This window comes from Rhodospirillales bacterium, assembly GCA_014323865.1.
Lineage (GTDB): Bacteria > Pseudomonadota > Alphaproteobacteria > SP197 > SP197 > SP197.
In genome coordinates, this window is record JACONG010000018.1 from 22769 (window position 1) to 40344 (window position 17576).

Annotated in this window: 17 protein-coding genes, 1 tRNA gene and 1 pseudogene; 13 read left to right on the forward strand and 6 right to left on the reverse strand. The window is 60.3% G+C overall.

Annotation, left to right across the window (positions count from 1 at the left end; translation table 11 throughout):
- Window positions 1-36 precede the first annotated feature (36 nt).
- Entirely contained in the window at window positions 37-951 is a 915-nt protein-coding gene (locus GDA49_13750) for an AEC family transporter (GenBank protein MBC6441437.1), read from the reverse strand.
- The gene (ruvX, locus tag GDA49_13755) at window positions 948-1472 is read right to left on the reverse strand and encodes a Holliday junction resolvase RuvX (protein MBC6441438.1); all 525 of its coding nucleotides are present in this window, start codon (window positions 1470-1472) and stop codon (window positions 948-950) included. The genes GDA49_13750 and ruvX overlap by 4 nt, the downstream gene beginning before the upstream one ends.
- A 46-nt stretch (window positions 1473-1518) precedes the next feature.
- Between ruvX and gatC the strand changes: the two genes are divergently transcribed.
- From gatC to GDA49_13820, 13 genes and pseudogenes are all read left to right on the forward strand, one after another.
- Window positions 1519-1806: an Asp-tRNA(Asn)/Glu-tRNA(Gln) amidotransferase subunit GatC gene (gatC, locus tag GDA49_13760; protein MBC6441439.1), complete on the forward strand. Its 288-nt coding sequence runs from the start codon at window positions 1519-1521 to the stop codon at window positions 1804-1806.
- Window positions 1803-3272, forward strand: a complete 1470-nt coding sequence (gene gatA / locus GDA49_13765) for an Asp-tRNA(Asn)/Glu-tRNA(Gln) amidotransferase subunit GatA (protein ID MBC6441440.1) — start codon at window positions 1803-1805, stop codon at window positions 3270-3272. The genes gatC and gatA overlap by 4 nt, the downstream gene beginning before the upstream one ends.
- Window positions 3273-3274: 2 nt before the next feature.
- Window positions 3275-4729 carry an Asp-tRNA(Asn)/Glu-tRNA(Gln) amidotransferase subunit GatB gene (gene gatB, locus GDA49_13770; GenBank protein MBC6441441.1) on the forward strand — a complete coding sequence of 485 codons (1455 nt, stop codon included), beginning with the start codon at window positions 3275-3277 and terminating at the stop codon, window positions 4727-4729.
- Window positions 4730-4884: 155 nt separating this feature from the next.
- Window positions 4885-7173 carry an aminotransferase class V-fold PLP-dependent enzyme gene (locus GDA49_13775; GenBank protein ID MBC6441442.1) on the forward strand — a complete coding sequence of 763 codons (2289 nt, stop codon included), beginning with the start codon at window positions 4885-4887 and terminating at the stop codon, window positions 7171-7173.
- Between the two features lie 19 nt (window positions 7174-7192).
- The gene (locus GDA49_13780) at window positions 7193-7921 is read left to right on the forward strand and encodes a rhomboid family intramembrane serine protease (protein ID MBC6441443.1); all 729 of its coding nucleotides are present in this window, start codon (window positions 7193-7195) and stop codon (window positions 7919-7921) included.
- 787 nt (window positions 7922-8708) lie between these two features.
- A complete protein-coding gene (locus tag GDA49_13785; protein ID MBC6441444.1) occupies window positions 8709-9515 on the forward strand; it encodes a putative hydro-lyase in 807 nt (268 codons plus the stop codon).
- Window positions 9512-10423, forward strand: a complete 912-nt coding sequence (locus GDA49_13790) for a LysR family transcriptional regulator (GenBank protein MBC6441445.1) — start codon at window positions 9512-9514, stop codon at window positions 10421-10423. The genes GDA49_13785 and GDA49_13790 overlap by 4 nt, the downstream gene beginning before the upstream one ends.
- Before the next feature lie 82 nt (window positions 10424-10505).
- On the forward strand, window positions 10506-11546 hold the full coding sequence (locus GDA49_13795; protein MBC6441446.1) for a TRAP transporter substrate-binding protein: 1041 nt from the start codon (window positions 10506-10508) through the stop codon (window positions 11544-11546).
- Between the two features lie 71 nt (window positions 11547-11617).
- Entirely contained in the window at window positions 11618-12187 is a 570-nt protein-coding gene (locus tag GDA49_13800; GenBank protein ID MBC6441447.1) for a TRAP transporter small permease, read from the forward strand.
- Window position 12188: 1 nt separating this feature from the next.
- Window positions 12189-13475, forward strand: coding sequence for a TRAP transporter large permease (locus GDA49_13805; protein MBC6441448.1), 1287 nt, complete (start codon window positions 12189-12191; stop codon window positions 13473-13475).
- An 18-nt stretch (window positions 13476-13493) separates the two neighbouring features.
- On the forward strand, window positions 13494-14381 hold the full coding sequence (locus GDA49_13810) for an NAD-binding protein (GenBank protein ID MBC6441449.1): 888 nt from the start codon (window positions 13494-13496) through the stop codon (window positions 14379-14381).
- A gap of 739 nt (window positions 14382-15120) precedes the next feature.
- A tRNA-Ser gene (locus GDA49_13815) sits at window positions 15121-15211 on the forward strand.
- 193 nt (window positions 15212-15404) lie between these two features.
- Window positions 15405-15494: pseudogene (locus tag GDA49_13820) on the forward strand (hypothetical protein).
- Window positions 15495-15760: 266 nt separating this feature from the next.
- On the opposite strand, the gene GDA49_13825 reads toward GDA49_13820, so the two are convergent.
- The 4 genes from GDA49_13825 to GDA49_13840 form a co-directional block, all read right to left on the reverse strand.
- Window positions 15761-16273 carry a hypothetical protein gene (locus GDA49_13825; protein MBC6441450.1) on the reverse strand — a complete coding sequence of 171 codons (513 nt, stop codon included), beginning with the start codon at window positions 16271-16273 and terminating at the stop codon, window positions 15761-15763.
- A complete protein-coding gene (locus GDA49_13830; protein MBC6441451.1) occupies window positions 16270-16413 on the reverse strand; it encodes a hypothetical protein in 144 nt (47 codons plus the stop codon). The genes GDA49_13825 and GDA49_13830 overlap by 4 nt, the downstream gene beginning before the upstream one ends.
- A gap of 175 nt (window positions 16414-16588) precedes the next feature.
- Window positions 16589-16870, reverse strand: coding sequence for a hypothetical protein (locus tag GDA49_13835; protein MBC6441452.1), 282 nt, complete (start codon window positions 16868-16870; stop codon window positions 16589-16591).
- 155 nt (window positions 16871-17025) lie between these two features.
- Window positions 17026-17523 carry a VOC family protein gene (locus tag GDA49_13840; GenBank protein MBC6441453.1) on the reverse strand — a complete coding sequence of 166 codons (498 nt, stop codon included), beginning with the start codon at window positions 17521-17523 and terminating at the stop codon, window positions 17026-17028.
- Window positions 17524-17576 lie beyond the last annotated feature (53 nt).

Genomic DNA, 17576 nt, shown 5'->3' on the forward strand with positions numbered 1-17576 from the left:
CTGAGATCGGTCCCTTAAAGGAGCGGCTCTCTTCCGTCATCCGAAAAGAGCGATCACAAGCGGCATCGTGAGGATCGCGGCGGCAGTTGTCCCCGTGATGATCCCCGCCATGAGTTCGGCGTTGCCACCCATCTGTCGCGCCAGCACATATGCTGCGGGCGAACAGGGCAGGGCGGCGAACATGACGACGGTACCGCGTGCGAAGCCGTCGACGCCCAAGAGCACGCAGAGGCCGGCCGCGATGGTCGGCATGGCGAGCAGCTTGATGAGCGAGGCGCTCATGATCTGCGCCCCGCCGATCCTCAGGCTCTGCAGGTGGAGCGCGGCACCGACCGAGATCAGGCCGAATCCCAGCGCGGCGGCGCCCAGGATGTCCAGCGTCCGGTCCAGCACCAGTGGCAGCCGGATGCCCGCGAGATTGAGGCCGAAGCCGATGACGCAGGCGAGGATCAACGGATTGGTGGCGATTGCCTTCAACACCTTCACGAGTGAGTTGGCATCGTTGACGCCGTAGCGTGCCAGGACACTGGTGCTGATGACGTTGACCGTGGGCACGTAGCAGGCGAGCAGCAGAGCGAAGAGCGCCAGGCCCTCGTCGCCATAGAGCGCATAGGCTGCGGCAAGGCCGGCGTAGCTGTTGAAACGGATCGAGCCCATCAGGAATGACGGGAAATCCTTGTCCGCCATCGAAAACCGTTTGCGGATGACGACAAGGAAGACGGAGATCGCGATCGCGGGGAGAAGCAGGGCCAGAACCGCGGGCGCGACCTCGTCGCCGGGCAGGTCCGCCGTCATCAGCCGGTGGATCAGCAGCGACGGGAACAGCACGAAATAGGTGATGCGCTCCACCATGCGCCAGAAGCTCACGTCCTGCGCCAGCCAGCGGCGCAGGAACACGCCCAGCGCGATGACGAGGAAGATCGGGGCCAGTGCCGAGAAGGTGACGATCATGGCGCTGGTTGCCGCCGGAAGGCGTCAAGCGCGTCCTGCAGGATGACCATCGCGGCGAAGGCGTCGATTCCGACGGCCTCTTCGGCCCGGGTGAGCGATCGTTCGGCCATGATGGTCCCGGCTTCCTCGGAGCTGAGACGCTCGTCCCAGAGCAGCACCGGCAGGCCGAGCCCCCGGATCAGGTTGTTGCCCATCTGACGCACCGATTGTGCCCGTGGGCCTTCGCTGTCGTTCATGTTGAGCGGGTAGCCGAGGACGAAACCAGTGGCCTCCCGCTCCTCGACGATGGCCCGGATCTCAAGAAGGTCCTGCTGCCATTTGGTGCGCCGGATCGTGGTGACCGGCGAGGCGACAAGACGTGTCCGATCGGCCGCCGCGAGACCGATTTTGCGGCTCCCCGGGTCTAGTCCGAGGAGCACGCCGGAGGGGCAAGACGCGAGGAAGGCCGCCGCGTCCCGGACAGGCTTGTCGGGGTTTGGGGGCGGTGTTAGGTTCGCCCGCTCCGGGTCAGTCTCGGTCACGAATTTCCAAGCTGTTTCAAGCAGTTGCGGCAGGGGATATTGTCATATGTCGCTCGACAAAGCCACCGTTGTGCGCATCTCACGCCTGGCGCACCTTGCCACCACAGACGAAGAGCAGGATCGGCTTGCCGGCGAGCTCTCCGGCATCCTCGACTGGGTCGAACAGCTGGATGAAGTCGACACCGACAACGTCGAACCGATGACCAGCGTCGTCGAGATGCTGCTGAAGGCTCGTGAGGACCAGATCTCCGATGGCGGCATCGCCGAGGACATCGTCAGGAACGCACCGAAATCCGATCACGGCTTCTTCGTCGTGCCGAAGGTGGTGGAATGAGCGCGCTCACCGATCTCACCATCGCGGGCGCCCGAAATCTGCTGGCCAAGGGTGATGTCTCGTCCAGGGAACTGACCGAAGCGCAGATCGGCGCGATGGAGACCCATCGCGAGCTCAACGCCTTTATCACCGAAACGCCCGAGATCGCGCTCGAGATGGCGGAAGCGTCCGACGCCCGGCGCGCGAAGGGAGAGACAGGCAGGCTCGAAGGCATTCCGGTCGCCATCAAGGATCTCTTCTGCACCAAGGATGTCCTGACCACCGCAGGGTCCCACATCCTCGACGGCTTCCATCCGTTCTACGAGTCGACGGTGACCACCAACATGTTCGCTGAAGGCGCGGTCATGCTCGGCAAGACCAATCTCGACGAGTTCGCGATGGGTTCGGCGAACCTCACGAGCCACTACGGTGGCGCGATCAACCCGTGGCGTGCGAAAGGCGACAATCGGCGGCTTGTGCCTGGCGGTTCCTCGGGCGGTTCGGCTTCAGCCGTTGCCGGCCGGCTGGCGCTGGGCGCGACCGGCACGGACACCGGCGGCTCGATCCGCCAGCCTGCCGCCTTCACCGGCATCGTCGGCGTGAAGCCGACCTACGGGCGCTGCTCGCGCTGGGGCATCGTGGCCTTCGCCTCGTCGCTCGACCAGGCCGGTCCGATGGCGCGCACGGTGCGCGATTCGGCGATCATGCTGGGTGCCATGTCCGGCCACGATCCCAAGGACTCGACCTCGGCCGATGTCGCGGTCCCGGACTTCGAGGACGGTCTCGATGCCGGCATCAAGGGCATGACGATCGGCATTCCGAAGGAGTATCGGGTCGAGGGCATGCCCGACGAGATCGAGGCGCTGTGGCAGCAGGGCATCCGCTGGCTCGAGGAGCAGGGGGCGACGACCGTCGAGATCAGCCTGCCGCACACGAAGTACGCGCTGCCGGCCTACTACGTCGTGGCTCCGGCCGAAGCCTCGTCGAACCTGGCCCGCTATGACGGCGTGAAGTACGGCCTGCGCGTCGACGGCGAAAACCTGATCGACATGTACGAGAAGACCCGTGCCGAGGGCTTTGGCGCCGAGGTGAAGCGCCGCGTCCTGATCGGCACCTACGTGCTGTCGGCGGGCTACTACGATGCCTACTACCTCAAGGCCCAGAAGGTCCGCACCCGCATCGCCGACGATTTCCGCAATGCGTGGCAGACGGTCGATGCGATCCTGACGCCTGCGACGCCATCGGCTGCGTTCAGCGCCGATGATCCGCCGACCGATCCGGTGGCGATGTACCTCAACGACGTCTTCACCGTGCCGGTGAGCATGGCCGGACTGCCCGGCATCTCAGTCCCGGCCGGGCTGACCGCCGACGGCCTGCCGCTCGGCCTGCAGGTGGTAGGCAAGGCGTTCGACGAAGCGACCGTGCTGCGTGTCGGACGGGCGCTGGAAGAGGCTGCCGCGTTCGAAGGGCGGCCGGAGGGATACTGACCATGGCAACGACGATCGAAGGGGCCACGGGCACCTGGGAGTATGTGATCGGGCTGGAGGTGCACGCCCAGATCATCTCGAACTCGAAGCTCTTCTCGGGCGCTTCGGCAGCGTTCGGCGCCGAGCCCAATGAGCATGTCTCGCCGGTCGACGCGGGCATGCCGGGCATGCTTCCCGTCATCAACATGACCTGCATCGAGCAGGCGGTGAAAACGGGGCTGGCAATCAACGGTACGATCAACACGCATTCGGTGTTCGACCGGAAGAACTACTTTTATCCCGATCTGCCGCAGGGTTATCAGATCTCGCAGTACAAGCAGCCCGTGGTTTCCGACGGCCATCTCGAGATCGAGCTTGAGGACGGCGAGACCAAGCGCATCGGTATCGAGCGCCTCCATGTCGAGCAGGACGCCGGCAAGAGCCTGCATGATCAGGATCCCTCGAGCTCCTATGTCGATCTCAACCGGTCTGGTGTCGGGCTGATGGAGATCGTCTCCCACCCGGAACTGCGCTCGCCCGAAGAGGCTGCGGCCTATGTCCGCAAGCTTCGCACGATCCTGCGCTACGCCGGGACTTGCGACGGCAACATGCAGGAAGGCTCAATGCGTGTGGATGCCAACGTCTCCGTGCGCAAGCCGGGCGACGAATTCGGCACGCGCTGCGAGATCAAGAACCTGAACTCCGTGCGCTTCCTGCAGCGCGCTGTCGAGTTCGAGGCCTTGCGTCAGATCGACATTCTGGAAGGCGGTGGCACGATCGATCAGGAAACGCGCCTGTTCGACGTCGGCCAGAACGTGACGCGCTCGATGCGTTCCAAGGAAGAGGCGCACGACTACCGCTACTTCCCTGATCCCGACCTCTTGCCGTTGCGCCTGGAGCAGGCCTGGATCGACGGCATCGCCGCGACCATGCCGGAACTGCCGGACGTCAAGCAGGCCCGTTTCATGAGTAACTACGGGCTCTCGGCCTATGACGCCGGGGTACTGGTTGCCGAGAAGGAGAACGCGGATTTCTACGAGGCCGTTGCCAAGGGCCGCGACAAGAAGCTTGCCGCCAACTGGGTGATCTCCGAGCTCTTCGGCCAGCTCAACAAGGTGGGCAAGACGGTCAAGGAAAGTCCGGTCAGCGCCGCGGCGCTGGGTGAACTGATCGATCTCATCAGCGACGACACGATTTCGGGCCGCATCGCCAAGGACGTCTTCGCCGAGATGTTCGAGACCGGCAAGGGTGCCGCCGCCATCGTCGACGAGAAGGGGCTCAAGCAGGTCACCGACACTGGCGCGATAAAGGCTGTCATCGACGAGGTCATGGCGCGCGAGTCCGAGAAGGTCGCGGAGTACCGGGGTGGCAAGGACAAGCTCTTCGGCTTTTTCGTCGGTCAGGTCATGAAAGCTTCGGGCGGTAAGGCCAACCCCAAGGCCGTCAACGAGATCCTGCGCAAGAAGCTCGACGCCTAACGTGGCCCTGTACTTCTCCGTGTCATCCTGGTCGAGCGAAGCGAAAGCCGGGATCTCTGCCAGCATGACTCGTGTGGCAAAGCGTGGCTGGGATCCCGGATCGCGCTCGTTTCACTCGCTTGTCCGGGATGACGTCCCGGGGATGGTGCTGTCGCATGGCTGAGCTGCCCGAGAACGTGCATTCCGACACGCTGCTGGCCCAGGCGCTGGGCTGGCTTGAGGAGACTTCGGGTGGCGTGGTGCCGGCGATCCAGCTGGCGACGACCTACGTTCGCGATCCGGCCATGAAGCCGTCAGAAGGCATCTGGTACAGTCGTCCCGACAACCCCTGCTACTGGCAGGTCGAGGCGCTGATGGTGCGCTTGGAGAATGCCGAAGCGGCAATGGTGACAGGGTCAGGTTCGGCTTCGATGGCGATGATTTTCGAGGCTCTTGATGCGGGCGATCACGCCCTGGTGCCCAACTACGGCTATGGCGGGCTGCACTACCTCGTGCACGACATGGTGAACCGCTGGGGCATCATCGTCGACAGCTACACGGTCGGCGATTTCGAGGAATTGGCGGCCAAGGTGCGCCCCGGCAAGACGAAGGTGGTCTGGGTGGAAACGCCCATGAACGCCGAGATGGTGGTGGTCGACGTCGCGGCGGCAGCCGAGATCGCTCATGAAGCCGGTGCGCGGCTGGTTGTCGACGGGACGTTCTGCCCGCCGCCGATCCAGCGTCCTCTCGACCACGGTGCTGACATCGTTCTCCATTCGGCGACCAAGTTTCTGAACGGTCACAGCGACGTCGTCTGCGGCACCATCGTCTGCCGCCACAAGGATGATTACTGGGAACGGCTGGAACGCATGCGGCGCCGCTCTGGCGCGGTTCTCGGGCCGTTCGAGACCTGGCTTTTTCTGCGCGGTTTGCGCACGCTCCATTTGCGCATGGACCGGTCGCAGGACAACGCGATGGCCGTTGCGACATGGCTGCAGGACCAGCCGCATGTGGCGCGGGTCTACTATCCGGGCCTTGCGGATCATCCGACCCACGACGTCGCCCGTCGCCAGATGGCAGGTTTCGGCGGCATGGTGTCGTTCGACATTCATGGCGACGAAACCGAGGCGCTGCGCATCTGGAGCAGCACCAGCATCATCAAGAACGCCACGTCGCTGGGCGGGCCCGAGACGCTGATCGAGCATCGCAAGAGCACCGATGGTTATGAGTCGCCGGCCCCTGCGAATCAGCTTCGTCTCTCGCTTGGTCTGGAAGATGCCGAGGACCTGATCGCGGATCTCGATGCCGCGCTGTCCCGTCGCGCATCGAACCGCTCCAAGGGCCGCTCGACGAAGATTGCCCAAGGCCTGGGCTGGATCAGTATTGATCACAAGGCCGTCGTGCTGCCGGTCCATCTGGCCACGACTTACGCGACCGATCCCGCCGCCTACGGCAAGCCCTACGCCTATGCGCGCGACCAGAACCCGACCTTCGAGCAGCCCGAGGCGCTGATCGCCGATCTCGAGGGCGCGGCTGAGGCTCGGCTCTTCGCCTCCGGCATGGCGGCGGCATCAGCCGTGTTCCAGGCGCTCCGGGTGGGCGATCACGTTGTGATGCAGGAAACCCTCTACTGGGCGCTCCGCGGCCTGATGAAGGGGGTCGTCGAGGGCTGGGGCATCGACGTAAACTGGTTCCCGACCGGCGATCTCGACGCTTTGCAAGAGGCCGTTCGACCCGGGGTCACGAAGATCGTCTGGCTGGAGACACCCGCCAATCCGACCATGACGGTGACCGACATCGCGTCCGCCACAGCGATCGCCCAAGAGGCCGCGGCCGTGAGTGTGGTCGACAACACCTTTGCCACGCCGCTCCTGACGCGCCCGCTGGAGCTCGGTGCCGACATCGTCATGCATTCGGCAACCAAGTATCTCAACGGCCACAGTGACGCCGTCGCGGGTGTCCTTGCGGCGCGCCAGACGTCACCGTTCTGGGAGCGCGTCGGTCATATCCGGCACATGACGGGTGCCATACTCGGTCCGTTCGAAGCTTGGCTTCTGATGCGTGGCCTGCGCACCCTGGAACTGCGCGTGGCGCGCGCATGTCACAACGCTGCCGCAATCGCACGTCATCTCGACGGTCACCCCGCCGTCGATCAGGTGCTCTATCCGGGCCTTCCGGGGTTTGCCGGTCACAACATTGCCGGTGCGCAGATGACCGACGGCTTCGGCGGGATGCTCTCGATCCGCATACGCGGCGGGGAGGAAGCTGCGCGCCGGGTGTGGAGCCACTTCCGCATCTTCAAGATCGCGACCTCGCTGGGCGGTGTCGAGAGCCTTGTCGAACACCGCGCCACAGTGGAGGGGCCGCAGAGTCCCGTCCCCACCGACCTGCTACGGCTCTCCGTGGGCGTCGAGGACGCGGACGATCTGATTGCCGACCTCGACCAGGCATTGCAGGCGGCCTGATTTCGGGGCCTGATGGCCTATGCCCTTTCTTCCGATCAAGGACGACAATCCCCTTCGCCTGATCCGCTTCCAGGCGGTCACGGTGACGTTGATCGTGCTGTGTGCGCTGGTCTTCCTCTGGCAACAGAGCCTGAGCCAGCAGGCGTTATGGGAGGCCTGGGTCGGCTACGGCCTCATTCCCGCAGTCCTGACCGACGAAGCGATCATCCCGCCGGAACTGGTGCGCATTCCGGCCTGGCTTTCTCTTGTGACCTCGATGTTCCTGCACAGCGGGTACTTTCACCTCGGTGGCAACATGCTGTTCCTCTGGGTCTTCGGCGACAACATCGAGGACGCCACGGGGCATGCCAAGTTCCTCGTCTTCTTTCTGACCTGTGGCGTGATCGCCGGCTTGTGCGAGATCCTGTCGGGACCCGAATCGACGGTGCCTATCGTCGGTGCCAGTGGTGCCATTGCCGGCGTGCTTGGCGCCTATCTGATGCTCCATCCGCGCCGCCGGATGCTTGTGCTGATTGTGCGTGCGATACCCATCTATCTTCATGTCGGGATCGTTCTCGTGGGGTGGATCATCTTCCAAGTCGGCGCAGGTGTCTGGTTCGCGGGTGAAGGAGGCAGCGACATCGCATGGTGGGCGCATGTAGGTGGTTTCGTCGCGGGTGCGGCGCTGATCCCGCTGTTCAAGCGTCCCGACGTACCGCTGTTCGACCAGACCAGCGTCGTGATCCATGACTTTAGAAAAAAAACATAACACTATGATAGAATTATATTCGGGTTGGTTTTCAAGGTGCCCGCCAGTATCTGCGCGGTCATGTGCAGGGGTAGAGTCGAGCACATCCTGATACGTGGGCGGGGTATGGTGGGCCGCTTTGGTCATGGGTGTTCCGTTCTGTTTTCTCGGTCGTGCCGGTCGCCTTTTCGCACTGGCCTAGTCATCCCCAGTGCAGCCATTCAGCAGCGACAGGCTTTTGCTGCATACAGGTCGAACACGTTGGTTGCGAGTTGTAAATCTGGCATGATCACCGGTCCTTAATGAAGACGCTGCACTCCTTGGAGTGAGACATGAGGTTGTCGATCCCTGCTGTGATGTTCCATCTACAGTTGACTCTTGCGCCGCTGTCGACGGTTTGGATTGTCACGATGCGATCACGAAAATGGCGATCGCGTCCGGAGCGGTGATGGATCTCGGGCATAACCGTGATGTCGGCAGATCGCAGCGCGGGGCGCACCTCCTCCATTAGCCTGCGTTCTTGAAATACCTTTTTTGGCACTAAGGACTCTTGTTTTGTGGATTAAAGAAGTGCTAGCGTCAGTTTCCTGATGAATTTGCAAGCACTTCCAGAACGTAACAGAATTTCTCTTCCTTTTTATCTATTCATTACCTTTGGACAGAGAGTAGTGCATCTAAATTTAAGCTATTCGCGCGACCAAGCGTCAAAGTTTTGCGTTTTCCAATGAGAAATATTCATTCACTGATACTTTTGCCGATTGCATGTGAGTGCTAGTCTGAGGAAGATTGCAATTTGCAGGTTGTTGCGATGGGTGTTTCCGACCTTTCTCTGCTCCGCGAAACCGAAGAGCTTCGCGCTCAAATCCGGGCGGGTCAGATTACGGGCCCGACTGCGGGAATGGCCGCGGGTCGAATGCAGGCTAATCTGGTTGTGCTGCCCGAGGATTTTGCCGATGCGTTCCACGACTTCTGCCTGTCCAATCCGCAACCATGCCCTCTGCTTGCGATTACGGAACTGGGGCAAAGCACTGTTCCCGCTCTTGGCGCAACGATCGATCTGCGCTCGGACCTGCCAAGATACAGAGTTTGGCGGGACGGCGCCATTGTCGATGAGCCAAGCGATGTGACATCGATTTGGCGAGAGAACCTAGTTGCCTTTGTTTTGGGGTGTTCCTTCGGGTTCGAAACAGCCATGATGGAGGCGGGTATCAAGTTGCACCATGTGACTGCCGGCAGAAATGTTCCGATGTATGACACGAAAATACCTCTGCAATCGACCGGGCCGTTTGGGGGCACAATGGTTGTTTCCATGCGCCAGATTCCCACAGACCGGGTCGAGGACGCCATCAGGATTTCCGGCCAGTTTCCGCAATGCCATGGCAAGCCTGTTCATGTTGGGGAACCTTCTGACATTGGGGTCGCGTCGATTGAACACCCCGACTATGGTGATCCTCCCGTGGGTGACGGTGTACCGATGTTCTGGGCATGCGGGGTGACGCCACAAACTGCCCTCCGTCGGGCCAGACCCCCGTTTGCCATCACTCATGATCCCGGGAGGATGTTGATCTGCGACATTCCTGCGACTTGGGACCAAGTGCTGAACCCGGCGACATGATGAAGCGAATCACGCTGGAGACTTTCATAGCCTTGGCGCATCTGCGTCATTTCGGCAAGGTAGCCCGGCAGTTGAATACCACGCAATCTACGGTCTCTGCGCGAATTGCGTCCTTGGAACAGGAGTTGGGTGCCGCTTTGTTCACGCGTGCGCCGAATTCGGTTTCCCTGACGCCCAAAGGTCGTACGTTATTGGAACACGCGGTGGAAATCGTGGCTGGCATGGACAGAATGTCGATGGCGGCCGGCAAGGACCCCAAACAGGAAAGAACCCTGCGTCTGGGCGTGTCGGAAATACTCGCCTCAACAATCCTGCCGTCGTTCTTTGCATCGTTTTCCAAAAAGTTCCCGGCCTCCAGTCTGGAGATTATCGTCAACAACACGACCTACCAGAGAGATCAGTTAATCGACCGCGGGTTGGACCTTGCATTGTTAATGGGGCCCGTTTCCAATGCACGGGTCGCAAATATTCCGCTGATGGACTTTACGATGATCTGGGTGGCGGCTACGGATCATCCTCTGGCATCCGTGCCAGAGATCACCTTGGACGACCTGACCGAAAACCCGATTCTGAGTTATCCCACCAGTTCACGACCCTGTATCGAATTGACCAACGCATTGCGAAAGGCGGGCGTCCATACGCCGCGGCTGTTTTCATCCAACGTGATGGGCGCGAGCGTTGAGATCACTTGCAAAGGGTTCGCAATTTGCACACTGCCGGGCGTTTATGCCGAACCGTTCATTACAGATGGATCCCTGGTCGAACTGGCGGTTCCGATCCAACTGAACCCGATCTCGTTCACGGCGTCGTATCTTGCAGAACCGGGAAACGAACTGGCACGGGAAGCGGCGCAGATAGCGGTGGATACAGCCCGACAGTGGGAAGAGTCCGATCGAAAAAGTCGATAGCAATAAACACAAAACGACAATTGGCTGTGATCGATCAGGTATCGTAGTCTCACATTGGTTGTCGAAAAATGGGGAGACTCTGATGAAGCTGCCGATTCTGTCCACCTGCTTGCTGGCTATTGCTGCATTGCCCGCAATCGCAGAGGACCTGCAGGAAACCAAACTGAACGTCGTAGGGTCATGGGGCATGGTGTCGATGTACACCGACTTTACCCAGCCATTTTTTACGTCCACCCTGCCAGAAGTGTCGGGCGGCGCAATCACCGCTGAAATCCGACCATTCAACGAGCTGGGTATGGATGGGTCCGAGATCATCCGTCTGGTCGAGCAAGGTACGCTGCAATTTGCCGAAACGCCGATGGGCTATCTGATCGGCGACAATGCTCTGAACGGCGGTAACGATCTGCCGGGACTTGCACCTGATATCGAAACGGCCCGCCTTATCTCCGATGCGTGGCAGCCGGTCATGGCCAAGGAGTATCGCGACAGGTACAATATCGAACTGCTGGCTGTGTATCCCTATTCCGCGCAGGTCGTCTATTGCCGCGATGAGATGAACGGGCTCTCGGACCTGTCCGAGCGCAAGATCCGCGCCTCGGGATCGGCCATCGGTGACTTTGTCGAAGCACTCGGTGGAACTCCGGTCTCGATGAGTTTTGGTGAGGTCGTTCAGGGGTTGCAGACCGGTGTAATCGATTGCGCCATTACCGGTTCAATGTCGGGCTTCAATGCGCGCTGGAACGAGGTAGCCACACATATCTATGAGTTGCCTATTGCGTGGTCGCCGGTCGTGCTGGTTGTAAATGGCGAGCTGTGGGACGGGTTGGACGTAAAGGTCCGCGATTTCCTTTCCGAGCAATTCGTGACATTCCAGGATTCCGTTTGGGAAGGCGCCGGTCTGGAAACGGCCGAAGGTTTTGCCTGTAACGCTGGTGAGCTCTCCTGCACCCGTGAAAATCCAGGCTCAATGAAGCGTGTCCCTGTCTCCGAAGCCGATATCGCATTGCGCGACAAGATCCTGCGCGATGTGGTTTTGGCCAACTGGGGCAAACAATGCGGCGCGGATTGTGTCAAAACATGGAATGAAACGGTCGGTTTGGCGACAGGTACGGCCATCGAATGACCTTCGGCTTCGGGAACCATGCTGCGCGAGCAATTTGCTTTCCGATCCTTTTGAGGCGCTAGAGTTCCAAGATGTATGTGTTTGCTGAACGACTGGCCACATGGATGGCACGGGCCTGTGGCTTTACACTATTGATTTCGGTCGTGATGATTTCGGCCGAGGTTCTTTGCCGCCGTCTGCTGGGCGTTAGCCTCGTTGGCGCGGATGAACTTTCCGGTTACGTTCTGGCCATTATCGTAACTTGGGGATGCTCACTGGCTATCATCCGTCGCGCACATGTGAGGATTGATATTCTGCATGCGCAACTGCCGCGAATGGGACAGGCTGCCCTGGATCTTCTTGCGCTGCTGGCGATGGCGGCATTTGCCTTCTTCCTGGCCTGGTTCGCGACCGGTTTGTTCGAAAATTCGTGGCGCACGGGCGCCGTTTCCAATAGTCAGATGCAAATCCCACGCTGGATTCCGCATGGGCTGTGGGCGGCCGGGTTCTGGGTATTCGGGGTGGTGACGGTGCTCCTTATCCTCGAATACCTGCTGGCACTGAGTAACCGCGATTGGGATCGCGCAAGACTGGTCGCTGGTGTGCGGGGGGCCAAGGAAGAGGCGCAGACCGAAACACGCGAAGCAAAAGAAAGACTGTAACTTGCTTCTGACGGCTTTGATCCTGCTGGTCGTTCTGATCGCCGCAAGCCTGCACATCGCAGCCGCTCTGGGCGTGATGGGTATCATTCTTGACCGCACGTTTGGCTTTCTTCCCCTCTACAAGGCGGCGGGAGAAGTTGCATGGACGGCCTCTTCTGGATTTTTGCTGATGGCGATCCCGCTCTTTGTGTTGTTGGGAGAGATCATGCTGCGATCAGGTGTGGCAGATGCGATGTATGATGCGCTGGCCAAATGGCTGGGCTGGCTGCCCGGTGGTGTGATGCACGCCAACATCGGGGCCTGCGCCCTGTTTTCGGCAACCTCTGGATCGTCTGTTGCAACTGCCGCAACAATTGGGACTGTCGCCGTGCCGCAGATCGACCGGCATGGGTATGGCCCACGGCTATTTCTGGGTACGCTTGCAGCGGGCGGAACGTTGGGAATTCTGATCCCGCCATCCGTGAACCTGATCATCTACGGTATTCTGACCAACACATCGGTGCCTCAGTTGTATTTGGCGGGCATTGCCCCCGGCCTGATCCTTGCTGCGCTGTTCATGCTGGTGATCATTTTTATCGCCGTTTTAAGTCCGGACACGGCAGGCCACCGCGCGCAATACACGCTGGCCGAGCGTTTCCACGGCACATTGGGCGTTATTCCTCCGATACTGGTTTTCATCGTTGTGATCGGTTCGATCTACGCGGGATTTGCAACCCCGACCGAAGCCGCCGCATTGGGCGTAGTTGCCGCGTTGATCATTGCGGTCGGGCGGCGCAGGCTGAACTGGAAGATGCTGAACGAGGCGCTGGAAGGCACAGTTGTTACGACCGCGATGATCATCCTGATAATCATTGCCGCCTACATTCTGAACATGATCCTGTCGGGCATCGGCCTGACGGCGCGGTTGAATGAATACGTCACTGGCCTTGGTCTGACGTCGATGCAGATGTTGTTGGTCGTAGTGGTTTTCTATCTGATCCTGGGCTGTTTCATGGAAACGCTCTCGATGATGATCACGACCATCCCGATTATCGCGCCCTTGATGTTCAGCTTGGGATTCGACCCCGTTTGGTACGGTATCGTCATGATGATCCTGATCGAAACTGCGTTGATCACGGCTCCGATCGGGCTGAACCTATATGTGGTGCAGGGTGTCCGTGGGCGCGGGCCGATGACCGACGTGATGATCGGAGCATTGCCCTTTGTCGGCGCAATGTCGGCGATGATCGCGTTGTTGGCGGCCGCGCCGGAGCTGGCAACCTGGCTGCCCACTGTGTTGATGCGGTGAACAGGGAATGATGAAGCAATGACGGTAATCGCCTTTATCGGACTTGGAACAATGGGACGGCCGATGGCAGAGACTTTGCGCCGCGCCGGGCACGACGTCATAGGAATGGATATCGATCCTGAAACGCGGGCGGCTATCGAAGGTGCGGTCGCTCCGTCCGTCGATGCCGTGGCAGGCGCGGAAGTTGTTGTGACCATGTTGCCCGAGGGACATCACGTGTCCGATGTCCATGAAGATGTGATTCGACCAGGCGTCCGACCGGGTACGCTGATCATTGACTGCTCGACCATAGATGTTGTGACCGCACGGGGTCTTGCTGAATTCGCTGACACGCTTGGCTTGGCAATGCTGGATGCCCCGGTTTCCGGAGGTCCTGCCGGTGCCGAAACCGGTAGTCTCAGCTTTATGGTCGGAGGGTCCCTAGAGGCGCTCGAACAGGCGCGCCCGCTCCTGCAGGTGATGGGTTCCCAGATTACGCATTTCGGCACGGTGGTGGGTGCAGGGCAGGCCGCCAAGACGTCTCACAATATGATTTGTGGCATCACCGCTATGGCCGTCATGGAGGGCTTTGCCCTTGCTGACGCCCTCGGGCTGGACTTGGGTAAATTCTATACCTTGTGTGTCGGTGCCGCTGCGCAAAGCTGGACGTTGGAAAATCGCTGCCCGATCCCCGGAATTGTGGCTGACGCCCCAGCGTCAAACGACTTTGCTCCCGGTTTTGCTGTGAGCCTCATGGCCAAAGACTTGCGCCTTGCACAATCAGCCGCCGCTGCTTGTGGTCAAGCCACCCCATTTGGCGCCGAGGCCGCTCACGCGTTCACCGAGTTCTCAGAAATAGCAGGTGACCGTGATTTTTCGGCATTCTACGAAACGCTTCGGCACCTGCCCGATGCCAAATTGAGTTAATGGCATCAATTGGTTCTGTGCTTATCGTGCGATTGTGTTTGAAAGTTAAAACTGTGGTCGTCGTCTGGAGAACAGCTGGATTTTACCTCTTTGATATAGGCGCTTAGTCTATTGACTGTGTGTTCCGTAAGGTTTACATATCGGTTGGTGAATTTGAAGTCAGTGAAGATCTAAATCAGACCATATACTCATCAGACTGAAGGGGTCTTGTTTGCAAGCGACCTCGTTGGGGGGAGGCTCGACATCACGGTCGTCGGCAAGATGCTTGGTGGCATTGCACTTTCGGCGGCTGCGGTGATTGCAGCAGGATCGCTCGACAGTGCGCCCGGGCTCGACTTCGTCTTACTTCGTCTACTTCATCCACGAGAAGAACCCGCCGCTGGCCCGCTCGGATCTCCTCACGCTTGAGATCATCGAGCGCGACAATCTCGTCTAACGTTCGGCAGGGCTCGGGTGTGTTGCCTGGACTGTCTTGAGCGCCTGCGGCAGCGTTCGTCGGGGTGCACATCACGGCATGTCGTGGTGTAGGCCTGAACCGGGGCTTGGAACGCGGCCTGATCGTCAATGTCGGCACCAGAGGTGATTCCGTCAAACCGGGCTTCCCGCTCAACGTCGCGGACGAGGATGTTGGCGCTGCGTTCGCGATGTTTACCGACGTGCTCAAAGGTCCGTACTGAACTCTGCACGGATTCATTCTCCTGCGTTGACGCGCCGGAGCTATGCACCTAGAACCGGCGGCGGAGAGGTGGCCGAGTGGTCGAAGGCGCTCCCCTGCTAAGGGAGTATGGGTCAAAAGCCCATCGAGGGTTCGAATCCCTTCCTCTCCGCCACAACTCACTCGTGGGCTTTTCGAAACAATTGGTCCGGGACCTTCGGTCGTTGTCGCTGCATCTCTGTCGCCATGGTGCCCGGGCACCATGGCGACAGAGTAGTGCTGACACCGCAACTGAGCGTGGCTACGTCCTGCGCGCAGTTCTATAGTCCACGCTCAGATCTGATCGAACTGCAACGGTCACCTCCATACTGGGCGAACACCACGAAGCCGAAGAGCAGATTGCCTTCGCCGACATCGTCTTGCTGAACAAGACCGACCTCGTGAAGACGGACGGTCTCGTTCGCTTCTTTCGCCCGGATGAGCCGCCAGCGATTGTGAAGGCGCATCGCGGCACGGTATTGTGTCTGGCCGCCGAGTCCGACTCAAACGCCGTGCTCATTGGGGGCGATGACGGCCGCTTCCTGAGAGTGTCGCCAGACGGCTCTTCCGAAGAGATTGCAAGCTTCGGTACGCGCTGGGTTGATTGCGTTGCGAGTGCCGTCGGCAGTAGTTCGTCGCAGCGGCAAGCATGCCGCTCGCGCGGGACAGATCGGACGAGTAGCGATCAAAGCAACCACGCCTCAGCTCGCCCTCGTAGAGATTGGTCGCGGCGAACAGAAGCCAGTGGTTCACCTGTGCACGCTCCGAAGAGCCAGGCCCGCGTCCGAATGCGCGTCGGCCAGATGCAGCAGGATCGCGGCACTCTTGGCCATGATGGACCCGTCGGGCAACAAGTCGGAGCGATGTCGATCGTGCCGACCTTGCGGCTGACGCTCGTCGGCTCAATGCCCGGGCCTGCGGAGATGATCGGCACGTGCGTGTCGTAGCGCCATGGTGAGCCATGCATCACCGTGATCGGGCCTTCGTCCATCAGGAAGGAATAGGGCGATTGGACGACGTGGATGTCGCCCGAACGGGCAGGGTGGTAGCTGTTGCGGATCGGCGCCTCAAGGAAGTTGCTCTCCTGCTTGGGCAGGGGTACCGTCGGCATCGCCATTGAGATGCTCGGACGTATCATGAGCGAGTGAGCGATGTGCTGATCGATTGCGCGGCGGTCGGCACCGGCAGTATTGATCATGTCGTCGTCGAGGTAGATGTGTGGCCGGAAGAGGCCTTGATGACCTCATCCAAACCGAGTTCTTGGCTGATTTTGGCTTTGAGCAATGACATCAGCTCGCCATTCGTGTTGCGCACCGCATCGAAACCTTGTTCGGCCATGACCTCTGCGGTGTGCGATCGGCGACGATTTCGCCGCACGGGAAGGTGGCACCGGGTTCCGGCGTGTTCTGCACCGCCCACCTTCGCGGGCTGGACGCCGCAGTAGCGGTGACGAACGTCCCGCGCGGTATCCGCACGATCAATCCAGACTGCGGAGCTTGTCATAGCTGCACCGTCACAGGTGCGAAACGGGCGGTGCATGTGCGGCGCAATGCGTTTTGAGACGACTATCGGTCCCGACCTCGTGCTCAATTGCCACTACCACAGTTGCCGTGCCCACACGGCCCTCATGGTGACGTTTGCTGTCCTCAAGGCCAAGCAGGTGCTGTTCGAAGGTATCGAACGCAAGATCTTTAGAATCGTCACTCGGCGTCGGGTGCGGCTTCTGCCCCGAATGCGGATCGTCGCTTACATGGGGCTCGACTTCGGCAACAAAGGACAGATCTGCGCCGCCCATGTCAGCACCTTCGACGATCCCGAGACACTCCGGCTGGCCACACGTTCTATCCGGAGCGCATTCCCTGGTTCGAGGTTGTTGACGACCTGGCACGCTATGAAAGCTTCGCCGCCGGCGGCAAGGTCATCCGTCATGGATCGGCCGTTGACGACCCGTCAGGCAGCTGAAGCCGGCTTGCTCTGTTGCCAGTCGTCGAGCGCCGAGCGCGCCTTGCCATAGTCGATCTCGCCCCCATCGCCAACCTTCGAGGTCAGCTCCACGACATAGCCGTTGGGATCGCGGAAGTAGATCGAGTGGATGAAGCCGTGGTCGGAGATGCCGCGGGTTTCGATCCCGGCGGCCTTGCCCTTCTCGAACATGGAATGCAGCGTCGCCATGTCGACCTCGAGCGCGATGTGGAGATCGAAGTCGTTCTGGTCCTTGAAGTCGAAGGCATCCTTCGGTGCTTCGAAGAAGGCGAGGAACGAGCCGTCACCCATCTCGTAGAAGCTATGCAGGACACCGGCGTTCTCACGCCCGGTGATCGTCGTCTTGATCTCGAAGGCGTTGGCCAGCTTGAGGCCGAGGAAGTCTTCGTAGAACGCGCGTGTCTCTTCGGAGTCGCAGCAGCGGTAGGCGGCGTGGTGAAGGCCGCGGATAGCGATGTCGGCCATGGTCTCTCCTGAAAGGCTGTGACGATGATATCGGGACGGGCAGCAAAACATCC

Coding starts and splice junctions, on each gene's coding strand:
- GDA49_13750 (MBC6441437.1), bottom strand. CDS start 951: ATGATCGTCACCTTCTCGGCACTGGCCCCGATCTTCCTCGTCATCGCG.
- gatC (MBC6441439.1), top strand. CDS start 1,519: ATGTCGCTCGACAAAGCCACCGTTGTGCGCATCTCACGCCTGGCGCAC.
- gatA (MBC6441440.1), top strand. CDS start 1,803: ATGAGCGCGCTCACCGATCTCACCATCGCGGGCGCCCGAAATCTGCTG.
- gatB (MBC6441441.1), top strand. CDS start 3,275: ATGGCAACGACGATCGAAGGGGCCACGGGCACCTGGGAGTATGTGATC.
- GDA49_13775 (MBC6441442.1), top strand. CDS start 4,885: ATGGCTGAGCTGCCCGAGAACGTGCATTCCGACACGCTGCTGGCCCAG.
- GDA49_13780 (MBC6441443.1), top strand. CDS start 7,193: ATGCCCTTTCTTCCGATCAAGGACGACAATCCCCTTCGCCTGATCCGC.
- GDA49_13785 (MBC6441444.1), top strand. CDS start 8,709: ATGGGTGTTTCCGACCTTTCTCTGCTCCGCGAAACCGAAGAGCTTCGC.
- GDA49_13790 (MBC6441445.1), top strand. CDS start 9,512: ATGATGAAGCGAATCACGCTGGAGACTTTCATAGCCTTGGCGCATCTG.
- GDA49_13795 (MBC6441446.1), top strand. CDS start 10,506: ATGAAGCTGCCGATTCTGTCCACCTGCTTGCTGGCTATTGCTGCATTG.
- GDA49_13800 (MBC6441447.1), top strand. CDS start 11,618: ATGTATGTGTTTGCTGAACGACTGGCCACATGGATGGCACGGGCCTGT.
- GDA49_13810 (MBC6441449.1), top strand. CDS start 13,494: ATGACGGTAATCGCCTTTATCGGACTTGGAACAATGGGACGGCCGATG.
- GDA49_13825 (MBC6441450.1), bottom strand. CDS start 16,273: ATGATCAATACTGCCGGTGCCGACCGCCGCGCAATCGATCAGCACATC.
- GDA49_13830 (MBC6441451.1), bottom strand. CDS start 16,413: ATGGCCGAACAAGGTTTCGATGCGGTGCGCAACACGAATGGCGAGCTG.
- GDA49_13835 (MBC6441452.1), bottom strand. CDS start 16,870: ATGGGCGGCGCAGATCTGTCCTTTGTTGCCGAAGTCGAGCCCCATGTA.
- GDA49_13840 (MBC6441453.1), bottom strand. CDS start 17,523: ATGGCCGACATCGCTATCCGCGGCCTTCACCACGCCGCCTACCGCTGC.